Source organism: Paracoccus sp. (in: a-proteobacteria) (assembly GCF_030538695.1).
Taxonomy (GTDB): Bacteria; Pseudomonadota; Alphaproteobacteria; order Rhodobacterales; family Rhodobacteraceae; genus Paracoccus.
Genome location: NZ_JAUNTN010000005.1, coordinates 1 through 22,475, shown reverse-complemented (window position 1 = coordinate 22,475; position 22,475 = coordinate 1). Strand labels below are relative to the sequence as shown.

General features: G+C 59.6%; 14 protein-coding genes and 2 tRNA genes. 3 read left to right on the top strand and 13 right to left on the bottom strand.

Annotation, left to right across the window (positions count from 1 at the left end; translation table 11 throughout):
• Positions 1-19 precede the first annotated feature (19 nt).
• A complete protein-coding gene (locus Q4G24_RS03580; RefSeq protein ID WP_303365135.1) occupies positions 20-2,299 on the top strand; it encodes an NADP-dependent malic enzyme in 2,280 nt (759 codons plus the stop codon).
• Between the two features lie 145 nt (positions 2,300-2,444).
• A complete protein-coding gene (locus tag Q4G24_RS03575) occupies positions 2,445-4,337 on the top strand; it encodes a propionyl-CoA synthetase (RefSeq protein WP_303365134.1) in 1,893 nt (630 codons plus the stop codon).
• A gap of 407 nt (positions 4,338-4,744) precedes the next feature.
• On the opposite strand, the gene rpoC is transcribed toward Q4G24_RS03575, so the two are convergent.
• From rpoC to Q4G24_RS03520, 11 genes are all read right to left on the bottom strand, one after another.
• Positions 4,745-8,947 carry a DNA-directed RNA polymerase subunit beta' gene (gene rpoC, locus Q4G24_RS03570; protein ID WP_303365133.1) on the bottom strand — a complete coding sequence of 1,401 codons (4,203 nt, stop codon included), beginning with the start codon at positions 8,945-8,947 and terminating at the stop codon, positions 4,745-4,747.
• A gap of 51 nt (positions 8,948-8,998) precedes the next feature.
• On the bottom strand, positions 8,999-13,135 hold the full coding sequence (gene rpoB / locus Q4G24_RS03565) for a DNA-directed RNA polymerase subunit beta (RefSeq protein ID WP_303365132.1): 4,137 nt from the start codon (positions 13,133-13,135) through the stop codon (positions 8,999-9,001).
• Between the two features lie 240 nt (positions 13,136-13,375).
• A complete protein-coding gene (gene rplL / locus Q4G24_RS03560; protein WP_303365131.1) occupies positions 13,376-13,750 on the bottom strand; it encodes a 50S ribosomal protein L7/L12 in 375 nt (124 codons plus the stop codon).
• A gap of 66 nt (positions 13,751-13,816) precedes the next feature.
• Positions 13,817-14,332, bottom strand: a complete 516-nt coding sequence (gene rplJ, locus Q4G24_RS03555; RefSeq protein ID WP_303365130.1) for a 50S ribosomal protein L10 — start codon at positions 14,330-14,332, stop codon at positions 13,817-13,819.
• A gap of 462 nt (positions 14,333-14,794) precedes the next feature.
• On the bottom strand, positions 14,795-15,490 hold the full coding sequence (gene rplA, locus Q4G24_RS03550) for a 50S ribosomal protein L1 (RefSeq protein WP_303365129.1): 696 nt from the start codon (positions 15,488-15,490) through the stop codon (positions 14,795-14,797).
• 3 nt (positions 15,491-15,493) lie between these two features.
• Positions 15,494-15,946, bottom strand: a complete 453-nt coding sequence (rplK, locus tag Q4G24_RS03545; RefSeq protein ID WP_303365128.1) for a 50S ribosomal protein L11 — start codon at positions 15,944-15,946, stop codon at positions 15,494-15,496.
• Between the two features lie 75 nt (positions 15,947-16,021).
• Positions 16,022-16,558, bottom strand: coding sequence for a transcription termination/antitermination protein NusG (gene nusG / locus Q4G24_RS03540; RefSeq protein WP_303365127.1), 537 nt, complete (start codon positions 16,556-16,558; stop codon positions 16,022-16,024).
• Between the two features lie 150 nt (positions 16,559-16,708).
• Complete coding sequence (gene secE, locus Q4G24_RS03535; protein WP_303365126.1) at positions 16,709-16,900, bottom strand: preprotein translocase subunit SecE; 192 nt, start codon at positions 16,898-16,900, stop codon at positions 16,709-16,711.
• Between the two features lie 111 nt (positions 16,901-17,011).
• Positions 17,012-17,087 (bottom strand) — tRNA-Trp (locus Q4G24_RS03530).
• A gap of 172 nt (positions 17,088-17,259) precedes the next feature.
• Positions 17,260-18,438, bottom strand: a complete 1,179-nt coding sequence (locus Q4G24_RS03525) for an acetate/propionate family kinase (RefSeq protein ID WP_303365125.1) — start codon at positions 18,436-18,438, stop codon at positions 17,260-17,262.
• Entirely contained in the window at positions 18,435-19,820 is a 1,386-nt protein-coding gene (locus Q4G24_RS03520) for a bifunctional enoyl-CoA hydratase/phosphate acetyltransferase (protein ID WP_303365124.1), read from the bottom strand. Before Q4G24_RS03520 ends, Q4G24_RS03525 begins: the two co-directional genes overlap by 4 nt.
• Before the next feature lie 207 nt (positions 19,821-20,027).
• Between Q4G24_RS03520 and Q4G24_RS03515 the strand changes: the two genes are divergently transcribed.
• Positions 20,028-20,104: transfer RNA gene (locus Q4G24_RS03515), tRNA-Arg, on the top strand.
• Positions 20,105-20,126: 22 nt separating this feature from the next.
• Here Q4G24_RS03515 and Q4G24_RS03510 read toward each other — a convergent pair.
• A complete protein-coding gene (locus Q4G24_RS03510; protein ID WP_303365123.1) occupies positions 20,127-21,149 on the bottom strand; it encodes a site-specific integrase in 1,023 nt (340 codons plus the stop codon).
• 293 nt (positions 21,150-21,442) lie between these two features.
• Positions 21,443-22,192, bottom strand: a complete 750-nt coding sequence (locus Q4G24_RS03505; RefSeq protein WP_303365122.1) for a hypothetical protein — start codon at positions 22,190-22,192, stop codon at positions 21,443-21,445.
• Positions 22,193-22,475 lie beyond the last annotated feature (283 nt).

Sequence of the window (22,475 nt, the reverse complement as noted above, 5' to 3'; positions counted from 1 at the left end):
TCGCGCAGGAGGGAATCAAATGGAAGAACGGCGGCAGGAAACGCTTCGGCAATCGGCGCTGGAATACCACCGCCACCCACGGCCCGGAAAGCTGGAGGTGCGGGCAACCAAACCGCTGGCAAACGGGCGCGACCTGTCCCGCGCCTATTCCCCCGGCGTGGCCGAAGCCTGCCTTGAGATCAAGGCCGACCCGGCCACCGCAGCCGAATATACCACGCGCGGCAATCTGGTCGCGGTGGTCTCGAACGGCACGGCGGTGCTGGGGCTTGGCAATATCGGCCCTCTGGCCGCCAAGCCGGTGATGGAAGGCAAGGCCGTTCTGTTCAAGAAATTCGCTGATATCGACTGTTTCGACCTGGAGGTGGACCAGCCCGACCCTGAAAAACTGGCCGACCTGATTTGCGCGCTGGAACCGACTTTCGGCGCGATCAACCTGGAAGACATCAAGGCACCCGATTGTTTTATCGTTGAAAAACTCTGCCGTGAGCGGATGAACATTCCGGTTTTCCACGACGACCAGCACGGCACCGCGATCGTGGTTGGCGCGGCGGCAACCAATGCGCTGCGGGTGGCGGGCAAGCAGTTCGAGAATATCAAGATCGTGTCGACCGGCGGCGGCGCAGCGGGGATTGCCTGTCTGAACATGCTGCTGAAACTGGGCGTGAAACGCGAAAACGTCTGGCTTTGCGACATTCACGGGCTGGTCTATGAGGGGCGCGAGGTCGATATGAACCCGCAAAAGGCTCTGTTCGCGCAGCCGACCGATCTGCGGACACTGGATCAGGTGATTGAGGGCGCGGATATGTTTTTGGGCCTGTCCGGCCCCGGCGTTCTAAAGCCTGAGCATGTGGCGAAAATGACCGCGCAGCCGATTGTCTTCGCGCTGGCCAACCCCACGCCCGAGATCCTGCCCGACGAAGTGCGCAGCGTCGCCCCTGACGCAATCATTGCCACAGGGCGCAGCGATTTTCCCAATCAGGTCAATAACGTGCTGTGCTTCCCCTTCATCTTCCGGGGGGCGCTGGATGTGGGCGCAACCGAGATCAACGATGCCATGCAGATTGCCTGCGTCGAAGGTATCGCCGCGCTGGCCCGCGCCACCACCGCCGCCGAGGCAGCCGCCGCCTATCGTGGCGAAAAACTGACATTCGGCCCGGAATACCTGATCCCGAAACCCTTCGACCCCCGTCTGATCGGCGTCGTTTCAACCGCCGTGGCTCGCGCGGCGATGGAATCGGGCGTGGCGACGCGACCTCTGGGTGACATCAACGCCTATAAGCGCAAGCTGGACGGCTCGGTTTTCCGCTCGGCGATGATTATGCGCCCAGTGTTCGAGGCCGCCGCAACCGCCAGCCGCCGCATCGTCTTTGCCGAGGGCGAGGACGAGCGCGTGCTGCGCGCCGCCAATGCGATGATCGAGGAAACCACCGATGTTCCGATCCTGATTGGCCGTCCGCAGGTCATTGCCGATCGCGCCGAACGCGCCGGTCTGCCGATCCGCCCGGAAAAGGATTTCGAGATCGTAAACCCCGAAAACGACCCGCGTTACCGGGATTATTGGGAAACCTATCACGGCCTTATGGCTCGGCGCGGTGTCACGCCGGACATCGCCCGCGCCATCATGCGCACCAACACCACCGCGATTGGTGGCATCATGGTTCACCGGGGCGAGGCCGACAGTATGATCTGCGGCTGTTTTGGACAATATTCCTGGCACCTGAAATATGTGCGCGAGATTCTGGCGCGGGGCGGACTGTCGCCGCAAGGCGCATTGTCGATGATGATTATGCAGGACGGCCCGCTGTTTGTGACCGATACGCAGGTGCATCACGACCCCACACCGCAAGAGGTCGCGGATACGGTCATGGGGGCCGCCCGCCATGTGCGCCGATTTGGTCTGACGCCAAAGATCGCACTGTGCAGCCATTCGCAATTCGGCAACCTCGACACCGAATCCGGCCGCAAGATGCGCGAAGCATTGCAGATTCTGGACGCCCGCGAGGCTGACTTCATCTATGATGGCGAAATGCATGTCGATGCCGCGCTGGACCCCGAGGTGCGTGAGCGCAGCTTCCCCGGCTCGCGCCTGGAAGGCAGCGCAAATGTGCTGGTCTTTGCCGGAACCGATGCTGCATCCGGGGTGCGCAACGCCCTGAAAATGAAAGCAAATGGGCTAGAGGTCGGACCGATCCTGATGGGCATGGGAAACCGCGCCCATATCGTCACCCCCTCGATCACCACCCGCGGGCTGCTGAATATGGCGGTTCTGGCAGGCACACCGGTCAGCCACTACAGCTGATCCAAAGGCCCCCGATACGGCGCCCGGTCCCCGCGACCGGGCGTATTTTTGCGCAATCAGTTCAGGTTTAACGCTACCATCCCCGACAGATTATTGCACCCGCCACAACCGGGGCGTAACAAAAGGACAACAAAGGGGGGATATTATGGCATACAAGGAAATCTACGAAAGCTGGCAAGCAGATCCGGAAGCCTTCTGGATGGAGGCCGCCAAGCTGATCGACTGGGTGCGCCCGCCGTCCAAGGCGCTGTTCGATGAGAATGCACCGATCTATGAATGGTTTTCGGACGGGCTGGTGAATGCCTGCTGGAATGCCGTTGATCGCCATGTCGAGGCCGGGCGCGGCGATCAGATCGCTCTGTATCACGACAGCCCGATCACCAATGCGACCAAGGGCATCACCTATGCCCAGCTTCAGACCCGCGTGGCGACCTTTGCCGGGGCGCTGCGGGCGCGTGGCGTCGAAAAGGGCGACCGGGTGATCATTTACATGCCGATGATCCCGCAGGCGATCGAGGCGATGCTGGCCTGCGCCCGACTTGGCGCGGTCCATTCGGTTGTCTTTGGCGGTTTTGCTGCGAACGAACTGGCGGTGCGGATCGACGACGCCAAGCCGGTGGCGATCATTGCCGCTTCCGCCGGTCTCGAACCGGGGCGCGTCGTGCATTACAAACCGCTGCTGGATGAGGCGATCCAGATTGCCAACCACAAGCCCGATTTCTGCGTGATCTATCAGCGCGAAGAAGAGGTCGCCCATCTGGTCGAAGGCCGCGATTTCAGCTGGCACGGGTTCCAATATGGCGTGAAGCCTGTGGCCTGCGTCCCGGTCGAGGGCAACCACCCCGCCTATATCCTTTACACCTCAGGCACCACCGGAGCGCCCAAAGGCGTGGTGCGCCCAACCGCCGGGCATCTGGTCGCACTGGCCTGGTCGATGAAGAATATCTATAAAATCGGCATCGGTGATCGGTTTTGGGCGGCCTCGGATGTGGGCTGGGTCGTCGGTCACAGTTATATCTGCTATGGCCCGCTGATTTCCGGGGCGCAGTCAGTGATTTTCGAGGGTAAACCGGTCGGCACCCCGCACGCAGGCGTGTTCTGGCGCACGATCCAGAACAACCGGATCAAGACCTTTTTCACCGCCCCCACCGCGCTGCGCGCGATCCGGCGAGAAGACCCCAATGGCGATTATATCCGCCGCTATAAGCTGCATGATCTTGAGGCGGTTTTCCTTGCCGGCGAACGCGCCGACCCGGACACGATCCAATGGGCGCAAGAGCATCTGAAAGTGCCGGTCATCGACCATTGGTGGCAGACCGAAACCGGCTGGCCCATTGCCGCAAACCCGCTGGGGATCGAGGAACTGCCGGTAAAATTGGGCAGCCCTTCGGTCTGTATGCCGGGCTATGACGTGCAGGTTCTGGATGAAGGCGGCCACCCGGTCGAGGCAGGCACGCTTGGCGCCATTGCCATTAAACTGCCCCTGCCCCCCGGAACGCTGGCGACGTTGTGGAATGCCGAGGATCGCTATCGCAAATCCTACCTGTCGCATTTCCCCGGCTATTATGAGACCGGCGATGCAGGGTATAAAGATGAGGACGGTTATCTTTACATCATGTCACGCACCGATGACGTGATTAACGTCGCGGGCCACCGCCTGTCCACCGGCGCGATGGAAGAAGTCCTGTCGCATCATCCCGATGTCGCGGAATGTGCGGTGATCGGGGTGGCTGATGCGCTGAAAGGACAAATGCCGCTGGGTTTCCTGTGCCTGAAAAACGGCACCATCACGCCTCACGATCAGGTTGTGAAGGATGTGGTCCGCATGGTGCGCAAGGAAATTGGCCCGGTCGCCGCCTTCAAAGAGGCGCTGGTGGTGGATCGCCTGCCGAAAACCCGTTCGGGCAAGATCCTGCGGGCAACCATGGTCAAGATTGCCGATGGCGAGGAATACAAAACCCCCGCAACCATCGACGATCCGGCGATTCTGGATGAAATAACCGAAGCCCTGAAAGCCGCAGGTTACACCAAGCGGTAAGCGCAGATGCCTCCGGCGGGGATATTTAAGTGAAGAAGAACCCGCGCGGGCGGTCATAAGATCTTAAAACCCGGCAGAGATGCCGGGTTTATGATTATACCGCTTTGGGCGGGATAAAACCAAGGCATTTCTCAATCAGTTCAAGTTGTCACGCGATAGTCTTTGCTCAAAGTCGTTTCAGATACATTTTACTGTAAATTGACATGAAAGTTGAAATGCCAGAGGTCGCAAGCTAAAGCACGAACATAAGCGTGGCCAAAAGCTAATCCAAACCAAAAACTGAACCGTCCAAGAAAACCCAATCGGAGCTTCTCGTAATTGCACCGCCATTTCATCAGGGAAAAGTCGCAATTCAAACACAAGAAAGGCCCGGCATTTCTGCCGGGCCTTTTGATTTTTAGAACACCTTATTCCGCGTCGCTGATGATCTCGGCCTCGGGAGCGATCAGCGCGGCGGCAGCTTCGGCCTCGGCGCGGCGCATTTCGATCACCTCGGCGTCGCGGTCCGCCGCGATTTTGCGCACGCGGGTCGTGGCACCGCCGGTGCCTGCCGGGATCAGCCGGCCAACGATGACGTTTTCTTTCAGCCCGACCAGCTTGTCGCGCTTGCCCTGAACGGCGGCTTCGGTCAGCACGCGGGTCGTTTCCTGGAACGACGCGGCGCTGATGAAGCTGCGGGTTTGCAGCGACGCCTTGGTGATGCCCAGCAGGACCGGCTCGCCCACAGCGGGCTTGCCGCCCTTGGCGATAACCTTGGCATTTTCGGCCTCGAACTCGTCACGCTCGACATGCTCACCTTTCAGCAGCGTGGTTTCACCGCTGTCGAGGATTTCGATTTTTTGCAGCATCTGCCGCACAATCACCTCGATGTGCTTGTCGTTGATCTTCACGCCTTGCAGCCGGTAAACGTCCTGCACCTCGTCGATCAGATAGTCGGCCAGCGCCTCGATCCCCATGATCCGCAGGATGTCATGCGGGGCCGGGTTGCCGTCCATGATATAGTCACCCTTCTGCACGAAGTCGCCTTCCTGCACCGGGATGTGCTTGCCTTTCGGCACCATGTATTCGACCGGCTCCAGACCTTCGGTGCTGGGTTCGATGCTGATGCGGCGCTTGTTCTTGTAGTCCTTGCCGAACCGCACATAGCCGTCGATTTCCGCGATGATCGCGTGATCTTTCGGGCGGCGCGCCTCGAACAATTCGGCCACGCGGGGCAGACCCCCGGTGATGTCCTTGGTCCGGGCGCCTTCGCGCGGGATACGGGCCACAACGTCGCCGGGGCGAACCTCCTGACCATCCTCGATCGACAGAATGGCATCGACCGACATCGGATAGCTGACGGGGTTGCCCGCGTCGTTCCGAACCGGCTCGCCGTTCTCATCCATGATGATGACTTCGGGCTTGAGATCGTTGCCCTTGGGCGCGGAACGCCAGTCGGTCACGATCTTCTGCGTCATGCCGGTGGCTTCGTCGGTTTCGTCCCGCACCGAAATGCCGGTAATCAGATCGACAAAGCGCGCCACGCCGCCCTTTTCGGCCAAAATCGGCAGAGTGTAGGGATCCCATTCGAACAGCTTGGCACCGCGCGTGATCTTTTCACCTTCTTTCACGAACAGCTTGGAACCATAGAACAGCTTGTAGCTGGCGCGTTCCTGACCCTGATCGTCCATGACCAGAACCTGCATGTTGCGGCCCATCACGACCATTTCGCCATTGGCGTTGGTCAGGATGTTGGCATTACGGAACTCGATCGTGCCATCCTGGCTGGCCGACTGGAACGACTGCTGACCACCCTGCGCGATGCCGCCGATGTGGAAAGTCCGCATCGTCAGCTGTGTGCCGGGTTCGCCGATGGACTGCGCGGCGATGATGCCGACAGCCTCGCCGATGTTGACCAGCGTGCCACGGGCCAGATCGCGGCCATAGCACAGCGCACAGACGCCATCTTCGGATTCACAGGTCAACGCCGAACGAATGCGAAGCGACTGCACGCCCGAGTTTTCGATCTCGTCCGCCTTGCGTTCGTCGATCAGGTCGTTCTGGCGCACGATCACCTCGTCGGTGCCGGGAACAAGCACGTCCTCGGCGGCGACACGACCCAGCACCCGTTCGGACAACGGCGAGATCACCTCGCCGTCGTTGACCGCCGCCTGCGCGGTGATCGCCCGGTCGGTGCCGCAATCATGTTCGCGGATGATGCAGTCCTGCGCCACGTCCACCAGACGCCGCGTCAGATAACCCGAGTTCGCGGTTTTCAGCGCCGTATCCGACAGACCTTTCCGCGCGCCGTGGGTCGAGTTGAAGTATTCAAGAACGGTCAGACCTTCCTTGAAGTTCGAGATGATCGGCGTTTCGATGATCTCGCCGTTCGGCTTGGCCATCAGCCCGCGCATCCCGCCAAGCTGCTTCATCTGGTTGGTTGAACCCCGCGCACCCGAGTGGGCCATCATATAGACCGAGTTCGGTTCCATTTCAGCGCCGTTCTCGTCTTTGCGGGTGGCGGCGATGGTGGACATCATGGCGTCGGTCACGCGGTCGTTACATTTCGACCAGGCATCGACGACCTTGTTGTATTTCTCGCCCTGAGTAATCAGACCGTCGAGATACTGCTGCTCGAACTCTTTGACCTGTTCCTGCACCTCGCCCACGATGGACCATTTGGTGTCGGGAACAACCATGTCGTTCTTGCCGAAAGAAATCCCGGCCCGGAACGCTTCGCGGAAGCCAAGGCCCATGATCTTGTCCGAGAAGATCACCGCCTCTTTCTGGCCGCAGTAACGATACACGGTGTCGATGACGTTCTGGACGTCCTTTTTCCGCAGCAGGCGGTTGACCAGTTCGAACGGAGCCTTCGCATTCAGCGGCAGCAGCGCGCCCAGCCGCAACCGGCCCGGCGTGGTTTCGAACCGCTGCATCACCTCGTTGCCATCCTCGTCGATCTGCTTGATCCGGGCGGTGATTTTGGCGTGCAGATGCACCTCGCCAGCGGCAAGGGCGTGTTCGACCTCATCGACATTGGCGAACATCATGCCTTCGCCCTTCATCCCGTCGCGCTGCATGGTCGTGTAATACAGACCCAGCACCATATCCTGCGACGGCACGATGATCGGCGCACCGTTGGCGGGCGACAGCACGTTGTTCGTGGACATCATCAGGACGCGGGCTTCAAGCTGCGCTTCCAGCGACAGCGGGACGTGAACAGCCATCTGGTCGCCGTCAAAGTCGGCGTTAAAGGCCGAGCAGACCAGCGGGTGAAGCTGGATCGCCTTGCCTTCAATCAGGATCGGTTCGAACGCCTGAATCCCCAGACGGTGCAGCGTCGGCGCGCGGTTCAGCAGAACCGGGTGTTCGCGGATCACCTCGTCCAGAATATCCCAGACCTCGGGACGCTCTTTCTCGACCAGCTTCTTCGCCTGCTTGACGGTGGACGAATAGCCCTTGGCCTCCAGCCGCGAATAGATGAACGGCTTGAACAGTTCCAACGCCATCTTTTTCGGCAGGCCGCACTGATGCAGTTTCAGTTCCGGCCCGGTCACGATGACCGAGCGGCCCGAAAAGTCCACGCGCTTACCCAGAAGGTTCTGACGGAAGCGGCCCTGTTTGCCTTTCAGCATGTCCGACAGCGATTTCAGCGGGCGACGGTTGTTGCCCGTGATGACGCGGCCGCGGCGGCCGTTGTCGAACAGCGCATCGACCGATTCCTGCAACATCCGCTTTTCGTTGCGCACGATGATGTCGGGCGCACGCAGCTCGATCAGCCGCTTCAGACGGTTGTTCCGGTTGATGACCCGGCGGTACAGGTCGTTCAGGTCAGAGGTCGCAAAGCGGCCCCCGTCCAGCGGCACCAGCGGCCGCAGTTCCGGCGGAATGACCGGGATCACCGTCAGCACCATCCATTCCGGGCGGTTGCCGGATTCGAGGAAGGATTCAACGATTTTCAGCCGCTTGATGATCTTTTTCGGCTTCAGCTCGCCCGTGGCTTCTTTCAGCTCCTCGCGCAGTTGCTCAGCAGTCGCCGCAAGGTCGATATTGGCCAGCATGGCGCGGATCGCCTCGGCGCCGATGTCGGCGGTAAAGGCGTCGGCACCGTATTGGTCCTGTGCGTCCATGAACTCTTCTTCCGACAGAAGCTGACCATAGGTCAGGTCGGTCAGACCCGGTTCAATGACGACGTAGTTTTCGAAATACAGCACCCGCTCCAGATCGCGCAGCGTCATATCCAGCATCAGGCCGATGCGGGACGGCAGCGATTTCAGGAACCAGATATGCGCAACCGGCGCGGCCAGCTCGATATGGCCCATCCGCTCGCGCCGGACCTTTTGCAGCGTCACCTCGACGCCGCATTTCTCGCAGACAAGGCCGCGATATTTCATGCGCTTATATTTGCCGCACAGGCATTCGTAATCCTTGATCGGGCCAAAGATACGCGCACAGAACAGCCCGTCACGTTCCGGTTTGAACGTGCGGTAGTTGATGGTTTCGGGTTTTTTCACCTCGCCATAGGACCACGCGAGGATTTCCTCGGGTGATGCCAGCGAGATCTTGATTTCGTCGAACTGCTTGACCGGAGCCAGCGGGTTCAGGGGATTGGTGGCAAGTTCCTGGTTCATTCCAAAATCCTTAATTCAGGCCGAAGGGGAAGGTGGGGCGCTGATGCGCCCTCATTCTTCATCCTCCGAATCCAGGAGTTCCATATTGAGGCCCAGACCCCGGACCTCTTTGACCAGCACGTTAAACGATTCCGGCACACCGGCTTCGAAGTTGTCCTCGCCCTTGACGATGCTTTCATAGACCTTGGTCCGGCCAGCCACGTCATCGGATTTGACCGTCAGCATCTCTTGCAGGGTATAGGCGGCGCCATAGGCTTCCAGCGCCCAGACCTCCATCTCACCCAGACGCTGACCACCGAACTGCGCCTTACCGCCCAAGGGCTGCTGCGTGACAAGGCTGTAAGGCCCGGTCGAACGCGCGTGCATCTTGTCATCGACAAGGTGGTGCAGCTTCAGAACGTATTTGAAGCCAACCGTCACCGGACGGGCGAATTGTTCGCCGGTGCGGCCATCGAACACGATGGACTGGCCCGAGGTATCAAACCCCGCGCGGGTCAGCGCATCGTTGATGTCGGCCTCTTTCGCGCCGTCGAAAACCGGGGTCGCAATCGGTACGCCGCCACGCACGGTTTCGGCATGTTCGACCAGCAGATCGTCGTCCATATCCGCGAAGGTTTCGGCATAAAGTTCATCACCATAGCCGATCTTCATGGCGTCGCGCACAGGGGTCATATCACCATTGCGGCGGTAATCCTGAAGCGCCTCGTCAATCTTGATGCCAAGACCACGGGCGGCCCAGCCCATATGCGATTCCAGAATCTGCCCCACGTTCATACGCGACGGCACACCCAGCGGGTTCAGCACAAGGTCAACCGGCGTCCCATCCGCGAGGAAGGGCATATCCTCCATCGGGACGACCTTGGACACGACGCCCTTGTTGCCGTGACGACCGGCCATTTTGTCCCCGGCTTGCAGCTTACGCTTCACAGCCACGAACACCTTGACCATTTTCATCACGCCCGGCGGCAGATCGTCGCCCTGACGGACCTTTTCGACTTTATCCTCAAAGCGGTTTTCAAGCGCCTTTTTCTGGACGTTATACTGATCGTTCAGTGCCTCGACCTCTTTGGCGGTGTCCTCGTCCTCGACGGCAAGCTGCCACCACAGGCCGCGCGACAGGGTGCCGAGCAGGTCTTCGGTGATCTCAGACCCGGCCTTGACGCCTTTCGGCCCCTTCACGGCAGTTTTGCCAAGGATCAGCGATTTCAGACGCGCATAGAAGTTGCGGTCCATGATCGCCTGTTCGTCGTCACGGTCGCGGGCAAGGCGCTCGACCTCCTCGCGCTCGATTTGCAGGGCGCGTTCGTCCTTATCGACGCCGTGGCGGTTGAACACCCGGACCTCGACGATGGTGCCGTAAGCCCCCGGCGGCAGACGCAGCGAGGTGTCGCGCACGTCACTGGCCTTTTCACCAAAGATGGCGCGCAGCAGCTTTTCTTCCGGCGTCATCGGGCTTTCGCCCTTCGGCGTGATTTTACCCACCAGAATGTCGCCCGGCCCGACCTCGGCACCGATATAGACGATCCCGGCCTCATCCAGATTGCGCAGGGCTTCTTCGCCCACATTCGGGATGTCGCGGGTGATCTCTTCCGGCCCCAGTTTCGTATCACGGGCCGCAACCTCGTATTCGTCGATATGAATCGAGGTGAACACGTCGTCGCGGTGGATGCGTTCCGAAATCAGGATCGAGTCTTCATAGTTGTAGCCATTCCACGGCATAAAGGCCACGACCACGTTCTTACCAATGGCCAGTTCGCCGCGGTCGGTCGAAGGACCGTCCGCAATCACCTGACCTTTGGCGACCTTTTCACCCACCTTCACCAGAGGCTTCTGGTTGATGGTCGAGGACTGGTTGGACCGCTTGAACTTGCGCAGACGGTAAATATCCACGCCCGCATCGCCCGCGCCAAGGTCTTCGGTCGCGCGCACAACGATACGCTGCGCATCCACCTGGTCGATGATGCCGCCACGACGCGCCATGATCGCCGCGCCGGAATCACGGGCCACGATGGCCTCCATCCCGGTGCCGACATAGGGCGCCTCGGCCCGCAGCAGCGGAACCGCCTGACGCTGCATGTTCGCCCCCATCAGGGCGCGGTTGGCGTCGTCGTTTTCAAGGAACGGGATCAGCGCCGCAGCGACCGAAACCAACTGCTTGGGCGACACGTCGATCAGGTCGATCGCATCCACCGGGTTCAGCGTAAAGTCACCCGCCTGACGGGTCGAGATCAGCTCATCGGTAAAGCGGCCCTCGTCGTCTAGCGCAGCGTTGGCCTGTGCGACGGTGTGGCGCATTTCCTCGGTCGCGGACATGTAAACCACATCATCCGTCACCTTGCCGTCAATGACCTTACGGTAAGGCGTTTCGATGAAGCCGTATTTGTTCACGCGGGCAAAGGTCGCCAGCGAGTTGATAAGACCGATGTTCTGGCCTTCGGGCGTTTCAATCGGGCACATCCGGCCGTAATGGGTCGGGTGAACGTCGCGCACCTCAAAGCCTGCGCGTTCGCGGGTCAGACCGCCCGGCCCAAGCGCCGACAGGCGGCGCTTGTGCGTCACCTCGGACAGCGGGTTGGTCTGGTCCATGAACTGCGACAACTGCGACGAACCAAAGAACTCGCGCACCGCAGCCGCCGCCGGTTTGGCGTTGATCAGATCCTGCGGCATCACGGTGTCGATCTCGACGCCGGACATGCGCTCACGGATCGCGCGCTCCATGCGCAGCAGGCCGATGCGATACTGGTTTTCCATCAGCTCACCGACCGAACGCACGCGGCGGTTGCCGAGGTGGTCGATGTCGTCGATCTCGCCCTTGCCGTCGCGCAGTTCCACCAGCGCCTTGACGCAGGCGCGGATGTCCTCGGGACGCAGGGTGCGCTGCGTATCCGGCGCATCCAGATCAAGGCGCATGTTCATCTTGACCCGGCCCACGGCGGACAGGTCATAACGCTCGGCATCGAAGAACAGGCTGTCGAACAGGGCGCTGGCGGCCTCGACCGTGGGCGGCTCACCCGGACGCATGACGCGATAAATGTCCATCAAGGCGCCTTCGCGGTTCATGTTCTTATCCGCGGCCATGGTGTTGCGGATATAGGCGCCGACGTTCACATTGTCGATGTCCAGCACCGGGATGTCGGTCACGCCATTGTCCAGCAGGACTTTCAGCAGACCGCCCGACAGCTCGCCGTCCTTGTCATATTCGGCGGTGATCTCATCCCCGGCCTCGGCATAGATCAGGCCGGTGGTTTCGTTGATAATATCCTTGGCCACGAAACGGCCAATGATATTGTCGAACGGCACCAGCAGGTTCACCTGCTCGCCCGAATCCAGCAGCTTTTTCACCAGACGCGGGGTCACTTTCTCGCCCGCGGGGGTAATGACTTCGCCGGTTTCCGCATTCACCAGATCATAGGTTGGACGGGTGCCGCGCACACGCTCCGGGAAAAAGCGCGTGACCCAACCCTTGTTCTTTTCCAGACGGAAATCGACGGTTTCATAGAAAGCATCCATGATGCCTTCCTGATCCATGCCCAGCGCATAGAGCAGAGTCGTTACCGGCAGTTTCCGGCGACGGTCGATGCGCGCAAAGACCAGATCCTTGGCGTCAAATTCAAAGTCCAGCCACGAGCCGCGATAGGGAATGATGCGGCAGGCGAACAGCAGCTTGCCCGAGGAATGGGTCTTGCCGCGATCATGGTCAAAGAACACGCCCGGCGAACGGTGCATCTGGGACACGACCACCCGTTCGGTCCCGTTCACGATGAAGGTGCCGTTCTGCGTCATCAGGGGCATATCGCCCATGTAAACGTCTTGTTCCTTGATGTCCTTGACGGATTTCGCCCCGGTCAATTCGTCAACATCAAACACGATCAGACGCAGAGTCACCTTCAGCGGCGCGGCATAGGTCATGTCACGCTGCTGGCACTCGTCCACGTCGTATTTCGGTTTCTCAAGCTCGTATTTCACGAACTCCAGAACGGCGGTTTCGTTGAAATCCTTGATCGGGAAAACCGACTGGAAAACGCCCTGAATACCCTCGCCATCCTCATGCGCGGCAGTTTCGCCCGAACGCAGGAACAGATCATAGCTGGATTTCTGAACCTCGATCAGGTTCGGCATTTCCAGCACTTCGCGGATATTGCCATAATAGCGACGGATGCGCTTTTGGCCGACGTAATTCGTTGCCATGGGTGGTCTGACCTTTCGTCTTCGCGCACGGGTCCGTCGGGGCCCGGACCGGGCGGCTTGCCGAAACAGGGAATCAGGTTCCATTCCTCCGCGCCGTCCCACCGGCACGATCCCGAACCTGAAGCTCACCTTGGAAGAGGCACCTGAACGGACCCCCTTCCGAGACGCGCTTGGCAGGGACCGGGAAATCCGGACCCTGCCATGATATTTCGTTCCCGGCCAGTGCAGCCGGAAGCCGAATTACTTGAGCTCGACTTTCGCGCCCGCAGCTTCCAGCTTTTTCTTGATTTCTTCGGCTTCGTCCTTGGACGCGCCTTCTTTGACTTTGCCGCCAGCTTCCACCAGATCCTTGGCTTCTTTCAGGCCCAGACCGGTCACGCCACGCACTTCTTTGATGACGTTGATCTTGTTGGCACCGGCATCGACCAGAACGACGTCGAATTCGGTTTTTTCTTCGGCAGCTTCGCCACCGGCAGCAGCCGGGCCAGCAACCATGACAGCACCGCCGGCAGCCGGCTCGATGCCATACTCATCCTTCAGGATGGTTTTCAGTTCCTGGGCTTCCAGCAGGGTCAGGCCCACGATTTCTTCGGCGAGTTTTTTCAGATCAGCCATTTTTCCAGTTTCCTAAGATTGTGTTCCAACGTCGGGATTTCAAGCCCCGAGGGAATAGGGATTGCCTTACGCGGCCTCGCGCTCTTCCAGAGTCGAGAGGATACCCGCGATATTCGAAGCAGGGGCGCCAATGGCACCGGCGATGTTGCTGGCAGGCGCGCCGATGCAAGACACGATCGAAGCAATAAGCTCTTCGCGCGAGGGCATCGAGGCGACGGCTTTCACACCGGCAGCGTCCAGAGCCGTCTCGCCCATCGCACCGCCCAGGATCACGAATTTTTCGTTACCCTTAGCGAACTTATCCGCAACCCGCGCCGCAGCGGTCGGGTCTTCGGAATAGGCCAGAACGGTCATGCCCGACAGATAGTCAGCGATGCTTGCGCAGGGCTTCCCATCAAGGGCGATCTTGGCGAGCCTGTTTTTAGCGACACGAACGAACCCGCCAGCTTCGCGCATCTGCGCGCGCAGGTCCTGCATCTCGGCAACCGTCATTCCTTCGTAGCGGGCAACCACCACGACGCCAGAGCTTTCGAAGACGCGGCCGAGATCTTCGACCACCTGTTCTTTCTGTGCTCTATCCACGGTTCACTCCAAATTTGGGGGTTTCCCCCCGGCTCACTTTTCCCACCTTGCGGCGGGGTCGGGTCCGCTTGATGGACCCGAGAGCCTTACGTCAGGGTGAACCCTGCCGGAAAACTGACCTCGGCTTCCATCTCGGGAAGGACATTAAGGACCGCAGCCCACCCTCCGTCTCGGACGAAAGCAACAGACGGGCGAATCGCCCGCCGGATGCAAGTGCTTCCTATAGGCGAGACGCAGGGATGGTGCAAGGGCCATTCCCGTGCCCGCCCGCCTTAATCCAACATTACGACGATCTTGCCGACCTGCGCACTGCTGCCTCTGACCGAAACCGAAAATCAGCAGGCGCGGCACACCGAAAAGCCCCCCTACCCTAGCCGTGATCTGACGGCAGACAGGGCTTCTCGCTGCCCCAACGAAAAAGGCCCCGCAGATCGCGGGGCCTTTTCAATTCTGATTCAGACCTCAGGCGGTCGCGTCGGCGATGTCGATGGACACGCCCGGCCCCATGGTCGAGCTGATCGAGACCTTTTTCATGTAGGTCCCTTTCGCGCCCGAGGGCTTCGCGCGGTTCACTGCCTCGACAAAGGCGCGCAGGTTTTCCACCAGCTTGTCGTCGCTGAACGACGCCTTGCCGATCATGCCGTGGACGACACCGGCCTTTTCGGCCTTGAACTGCACTTCACCGCCTTTGGCGGCTTCGACAGCAGCTTTCACGTCCATGGTCACGGTGCCGACCTTGGGGTTCGGCATCAGGTTGCGCGGACCGAGGATCTTACCCAGACGGCCGACCAGCGGCATCATGTCCGGGGTTGCGATCACACGGTCAAAGTCCAGATTGCCGCCCTGAATCGATTCCAGCAGATCTTCGGCGCCGACAACCTCGGCACCAGCGGCCTTGGCTTCGTCAGCTTTCGGACCACGGGCGAAAACCGCCACGCGAACGTCCTTGCCGGTGCCGTTCGGCAGCGCGACCACACCACGAACCATCTGGTCGGCGTGACGCGGATCGACGCCGAGGTTCAGCGCGATTTCAACGGTTTCGTCGAACTTGGCCTTGGCGTTGTCTTTCACCAGCTTGATCGCATCCGCGACAGCCAGATTGTCCTTGCCAGCGAAGGCTTCGCGGGCGACCTTGGTGCGTTTACCCAGTTTCGCCATGACTTACCCCTTCACTTCAATGCCGATCGACCGGGCGGAACCCAGAATGATCTTCATCGCCTGATCCACGTCATTCGCGGACAGATCTTTCATCTTGGCCTCTGCGATTTCGCGGACCTGTTTGACGGTCACGGTGCCAGCGGGCGCACGACCCGGCTTTTCCGAACCTTTCGGGCGGTTCCGCTTACCGACCGGCTTCAGGCCAGCGGCTTTTTTCAGCAGGAAGGACGCGGGCGGGGTTTTCGTTTCAAAAGTGAACGATTTATCCGCGTAATAGGTAATGACGACCGGAACCGGCGCGCCTTTTTCCATTTCCTGCGTCTTGGCGTTGAACGCCTTGCAGAACTCCATGATGTTGATGCCGCGCTGACCCAGAGCAGGACCAACGGGGGGCGACGGGTTTGCTTCACCCGCCTTGATTTGCAGCTTGAGCTGCCCGACAACTTTCTTGGCCATGTGGCCCTCTCCTTATCATCACGCCCCGGAATGGGGCAGACTTAGCGGTTCGGCAAACGCCTCCCGCACGAAAACTCAGGCGGTTTTGGTCACCTGAGTAAACTCCAGTTCGACCGGCGTGGGGCGACCAAAAATCGACACCGTGACCTTGAGGCGGTTCGAGATTTCGTCCACCTCCTCGACCATGCCCGAGAACCCCTCGAACGGGCCGTCGGTCACATTGACCTTTTCCCCCACGTCAAAGCGGATGAGATTGCGCGGCTGCGCCTCCTCGCCATCGCCCTGACGGTTCAGGATCGCATTCACCTCGGCGTCGCGCATCGGCATCGGCTTGCCCTGCGCGCCAAGGAACCCTGTCACCCGGTTGATCGAATTGACCAGATGGAAGGTCCGGTCATTCATATCCATACGCACCAGCACATAGCCCGGCATGAAGCGCCGTTCGCTGGTGACTTTCTTGCCGCGGCGGATCTCGATCACCTCCTCGGTGGGGACCAGAACTTCCTCGATCTGTTCCTCAAGACCTTTTTCGGCCACGGCCTGACGAATCGCCTCAGCGACCTTTTTCTCGAAGTTCGAGAGCACGCTGACCGAATACCAACGCTTTGCCATTCCCGTGCGACCCTTCGTTTCGTCCGTGTTTCTGTAATGCCCCCGCGGGGCGGCCCGGCTGAAATAAAATCGACGCGCAACCGAATCGATGCGCGCCGTCAGCAGACGTTCGCAGGGACATATCCTTATGCCCCGCGAAAGACAACCCCGTTAGCCAACCACACCCAGCAGGAAGGTCAGGCCATAGCGGATCACCAGATCCACCAGGAAAAAGAAGATCGCAGCCAGCGTCGCCATGATGAAAACCATGATCGTGGTCGTCGTCACCTCGCGCCGGTTCGGCCAGGTGATCTTGCCTGCCTCGGTGCGGACCTGCTGAATGAACTTGACGGGGTTGGCCATGCTACTTCCTTCTTGCCGCAACGGCGCGGCCTGCCGGACATACCGGCGCGGGACCGTTATTTCAAGCCCATCCGAGCGACGATTTGTCAGGAAAACGATGTTCGGAAGGACTGGCAGGGGCAGAGGGACTCGAACCCCCGACCCTCGGTTTTGGAGACCGATGCTCTACCAACTGAGCTATACCCCTAGGTCCGAGGCGCTGATTAGGGCAAGCGCCGGGCGGGTTCAAGCAGAAAAGCGCGGGCAACGGAAAGAACACCCCGGCGGCAGACTGGCTGAACCGACGGATGCCTCCGGCGGGGATATTTGGGGACAAAAGATGCGCAGGCGCACCCTCTGCCCCCTGCTTTTGGGCCGGATCAGTTTTGCGTCAGTTTGCGAACGGATTCTGCGATCACCGATTCTTCGTCGGTGCGGATCACCATGACCTTGACCCTGCTGCCAGCGGCGCTGATAACCGACCGGTTCGCCGCATTGGCAGCCTCATCCAACGCGACGCCCATCCAGCCCATACCCTGACAGGTTCGGGCGCGAATCAGCGGGCTGTTCTCACCAATGCCGCCGCTGAACACCAGCCCGTCCAGCCCATCCAGGCAGGCCGCCATATTGGCGATCTGGCGGCGCAAGGCATGGGTGAAATAGCCGATGGCCTGTTCGGCCTCGGGCGTGTTCGCGGCTTCAAGTTCGCGCATATCGTTGGACAGACCCGACAGGCCCAGAAGGCCCGAGCGGTGGTAAAGCAGCTTGCCGATTTCGGCGGCATCCATGCCCTTGGCTTCCATCAGATAGAGCAGCACGCCGGGGTCGATCTGGCCGCAGCGTGTCCCCATTGCCAGTCCGTCCAGCGTCGAGAACCCCATGCTGGAGGCAACCGACCGCCCGTCTCGCATCGCGCAGACGGAAGCACCATTGCCCAAATGCGCCACCGCCACCCGGCCCCTGGCCAGTTCCGGGTCACGCCGGGTCAGCTCATGCGAGATGTAGTCATAGCTGAGACCGTGGAACCCATAGCGGCGAATGCCCTGATCGAACATCTCACGCGGCAGGGCAAAGGCTTCGTTCACCCAAGGCTGGCCGCGGTGAAAGGCCGTGTCAAAGCAAGCCACCTGCGGCGCATCGGGAAATTCGGCCATGGCGGCGTGGATACCTTCGAGGTTATGCGGCTGGTGCAACGGGGCCAGCGGCACAAGCCGGGTGATCGCGGCCAGATGGGTGGGATCGACCACCACCGGGCCGCTGAAATTGGCGCCGCCATGCACAACCCGATGCCCGACCGCAACGATGCGGCGTTCGGGGAAAGCCGTCTCGATCGCCGCAATCGCCGTGCGTAAGGCGGCCTTGTGATCGGCAAAATCCGCCGGCCCGGTCTCGGCGGCATGGATCGGGTGGCCGTCGCCATCCTTCAGCCGCATCCGGCCATCCTGTCCGATCTTCTCGACCAGCCCGGTGGCCAGCACGCCATCACCCGCCTGCGGATACAGGCCCAGTTTCAGAGAGGACGACCCCGCGTTCAGGGTCAGGATTGCGCCCCCGCTCATGCAGCGCCCTTTCCGTTGAAATGATGCAGTGCCGCCACGGCACAGGACGCCAGCCGCGACATCCGCCCGTCCGAACGCGAGTTCAGGATCACCGGCACCCGTGCGCCAAGCACCAGCCCGGCGGCCTCGGCCCGGCTGATATAGGTCAGTTGCTTGGCCAGCATGTTCCCGGCGTCCAGATTTGGCACCACCAGAATATCGGCGCGCCCCGCGACTTCGGACTTGATGCCCTTGGTCCGCGCGGCAGCCAGATCAACGGCATTATCCATCGCCAGCGGCCCATCGACCAGCCCGCCCCGAATCTGGCCGCGATCCGCCATTTTGGACAACAATGCCGCATCCAGCGAGCTTTGGATTTCCGGGTTCACGGTTTCCACAGCCGACAGCACGCCCACGCGCGGGGTTTCGATGCCCAGCGATTTTACCAGATCAATGGCGTTCTGAACAATATCGACTTTGGTTTTCAGGTCCGGCGCAATATTGATGGCCGCGTCCGTGATCGTCAGCAAATGCGACAGGCCCGGAATATCCAGCACGAAAACATGGGTGAAGCGGCGACCGATGCGCAGACCCTTTTCCTTGTCAATCATCGGGCGCAGCAGATCATCGGTATGCAGATGGCCCTTCATCACCGCATCGGCCTTGCCCTCACGCGCCAAGGCAACGGCAAGGGTTGCGGCCTTGCGGTCATCGGCTTCGTCGATCAGCTCATAGCCGGAAATATCCATGCCGCCCGCTTCGGCGGCTGCCCGAATCTTGGCCGCATTACCAATCAGGATCGGGTCAATGATGCTTTCCACCGCCGCCTGAACCGCGCCCGACAGCGAGTTCGCCTCATCCGGGCAAACAACCGCCGTGCGCAGCGCCGGCAGCGGGCGGGCGCGTTCCAGCAGAGCCTCGAAATGGCGGTGACTGTCTACGATCAGGCCGGGGAACATCGCGTCATCCGCCGTGATCTTGCGCTGCGGAGCAATCACCCGCGCCTGACCGCTGACCACCAGCCGGTCGTCACGGCTGCGCATCACCCAAGTGTCAAGCGTCAGCGTGCCATCATCATGCTTTTCCGTCACGCGGACATGGGCGGTCATCTCATCGCCCGCCCGCGCCCGGCTGCTCCATTCCAGCGTCTGACCAATATACATCGTCCCCGGCCCCGGCAGGCGCGTGCCAAGCACCGCCGAAATCAGCGAGCCGATCAGCAGTCCCGGCACAAAGCCGTCAATCTGCCCGTCCCCATTTGCATCAAGCCCCGGCAGGTGCATCGGGTTGTGATTGCCCGACGCCGCCACAAAGGCGAACATATCGTCCTGCGTCAGAACCCGCGTCAGCGACGCTTCGTCCCCGATGCTGATTTCGTCAAATATGCGGTTTTCCAGAATCATAGCTGCCTCGTGCCGGGATCTGCCCGGTATCGTTCATGCGCGGCTGCTGTAACAGCTTCACGACAAGACTGCGACCCTGTTCCGCTGCAACCCTGCCGAAACGTCGTGTCATATCCCGCCCCACACCGACCCAGAGATTTTTTTGCCCAAGCTGCAATTTCTCTCTTGCGTCCCCCGCGCGACACCACTAAACACCCCCCTCACAGTGGACCCGTAGCTCAGCTGGATAGAGCACCAGACTACGAATCTGGGGGTCGGGCGTTCGAATCGCTCCGGGTCCGCCATTTACAGTCGGAATCTTCAACCTCATGTGCCGTGAGTGTGACAAGGTTGGTCGAGTTTCTTCATCGCATTTTTGATCGCCTCCGTTGACGGGTGAATGTATCGTTGGGTCGAACGAATATCGGCATGGCCCATGATCTTCATAAGAGCATAGGGGTCCATTCCGGCAAAAATCGCTCGGGTTCCAAAGGTATGACGCAGGTCATGCACTCGCACCCCCTCTAGTCCAGCATCGCGTGTGAGCCGTTTCCAGAAGGTCTTGACCGTGGTCTGGTGCTGGTCAGCAGTCTCGCCGGGGAACACCCAACGCGAGGTTCGTGGTGTGACAGAGAGTGTGTCATAGACGCGTTCGGTCATGGAGATCACCCTGCCCCGTCCAGCCTTTGTCCGCAGGCGGTCGATGTTGCCCAACGTGATGAGCCGCTGGTCCATGTCCACTTCGGTCCAACGTAACCCCAAGGTCTCCATCTTCCGCATCCCGGTATCGACGGACAGGATAACAAACAGACGCTGACGGTCAGTCCGACAAGCAGCAATTAACCGCTTGATTTCCTGATCATTGAGCCACACTGTACGTTCCTCCGCGTTGGGTAATTGCTTCATGTCGAAGTCATCAAAAGGGTTTTTCTTTGGTCCATCTGGCCAAACTTTAGCCAAACTAAAGAGTGAAGATAGGAACGCCAGGTCGCGCTTCACAGCAATCCTAGCACCTTCATTGGTTCGAGACAGCACAAACTCTGACAAACCCCTGGGGTTTATCAAATTAAGGGAGACATCCCCGAAGGTTTCTGCCAGCCGAATGGTAGCCATTCGGTAGTTTTCCAACGTTCGAGGTTTAAGATGGGCCTTCTGGACCATAAACCGTGCTGCGGCAGTCAAGAGGGTGACGCCTTCATCCCCCTCCGTGAGTTCCTTTTCACGACGATCTGCCTCAGCTTGTGCAATTCGTCGATTTCGTGACCCCGTGCTGAAACGGTGTCGCTTACCGTTGACCGTGCAATCCCCCCAGAAAGGCCCACCGGGGGTTCGTTGATAGATTGTTGCCATGTTGAAATCTCCACGCGCCAGCTACGGCCAATCTTGATTGCTCCCGGAAGCCGTCCCTGTTGGGCCATATAGGCCAGTGTTCGTGGGGACATCTGGAGAGTTTGACCAAGTTGGGTAAGGCTGACGTATTTAGGCTGCATTATGTAAACCGAGTGATGGTATGTATCACAACAAAGGGGATCGGTCGCCCGTGATGGTATAGGACAACCGCGCTGAGCCAAAGCAAAGCAATCGTTCCGTTAATTGTAGGGCCATCATCGTCGTCATAATGCAGGTCTAACTCCACAGAAAGTTCAATCAGGACTCGTTCGAGCAGGTTTAGCAGAAGCATTGGTTATCCTTTCATCTACAACACGCTTCTTGGTCCCGTGTGCCGGAAAGGCGATCACGGTGTTTCCTGCTCGACGCTTAGAACATGCCCCACATTTCAGACAGTTCGTGTCTGTATAGGTTGCGGGGCAGATTGCCACTTTGGTGCCTTTTGGAGTCCGCAACTCGCCAACGCGAGCCTTGAAATCCGTCAGGGACTCGTTCTTGCCCCGCTGATAGGAGGCGGGGATTACAGTCACGGCAGAAAACCCTGCCGAAACAATGTCGTCGCAGTCCACAAGGGACTCAGTTGAAATGTTGATGTGGAAGCCAAGCTCCTCGGCCTTACGGATATAGTTCGCGTTTTGTTCATGTGTCGAGACAGGTTTGTGGGTATAGCAGAGAACGGGTCGCGATGCGTTTGCTTTTGCAAGCTCGATCAACTGGTTGCCGTCAATGGTGTCCCCATCTCCGGGTAAGTCTCCCGCCTGTCCATAACGCCACATCATCTTGGGGAGACGACGTACCTTGGCCACAAGATTTTGGAAATCAACTCCTTGGACCTGATTCGTGACCTTCGTCCAAAGGAGGTTCAGGGGTCCATACTCAGCATAACACCCACCGCCATTTGCAAACGGACAGGAAGATGGGCAAGTCTTGGCAGAGACCGTGACCACAGGCATAGGTCCGAGCTTCTGATTCCGAGAAACCTCGGTCAGTAAATAAAAAGACATCTGAAAAAGCCTTGATTAAAATAAAGGCCCCGCTACAGGCGGGGCCTTTTTAGTTCAAATTGTTAAGATCACTAATCTTAAAAGCGTTGTCAAACCCGTCAATACAATAGATGAGGGGCCTTGATATTGAAGTTATACTCATACAACATCAGCAAACCTGATATAATCCTCACCATCAAGAGCAGTAGGAATATCCAACGGTAGACCGTTCGGGTAAGTGGTAGCAGGATTGACCTGCCCCCCTTTGTTCCCTCGTTTATAACGAGAGTCTGCGGGTTTTATT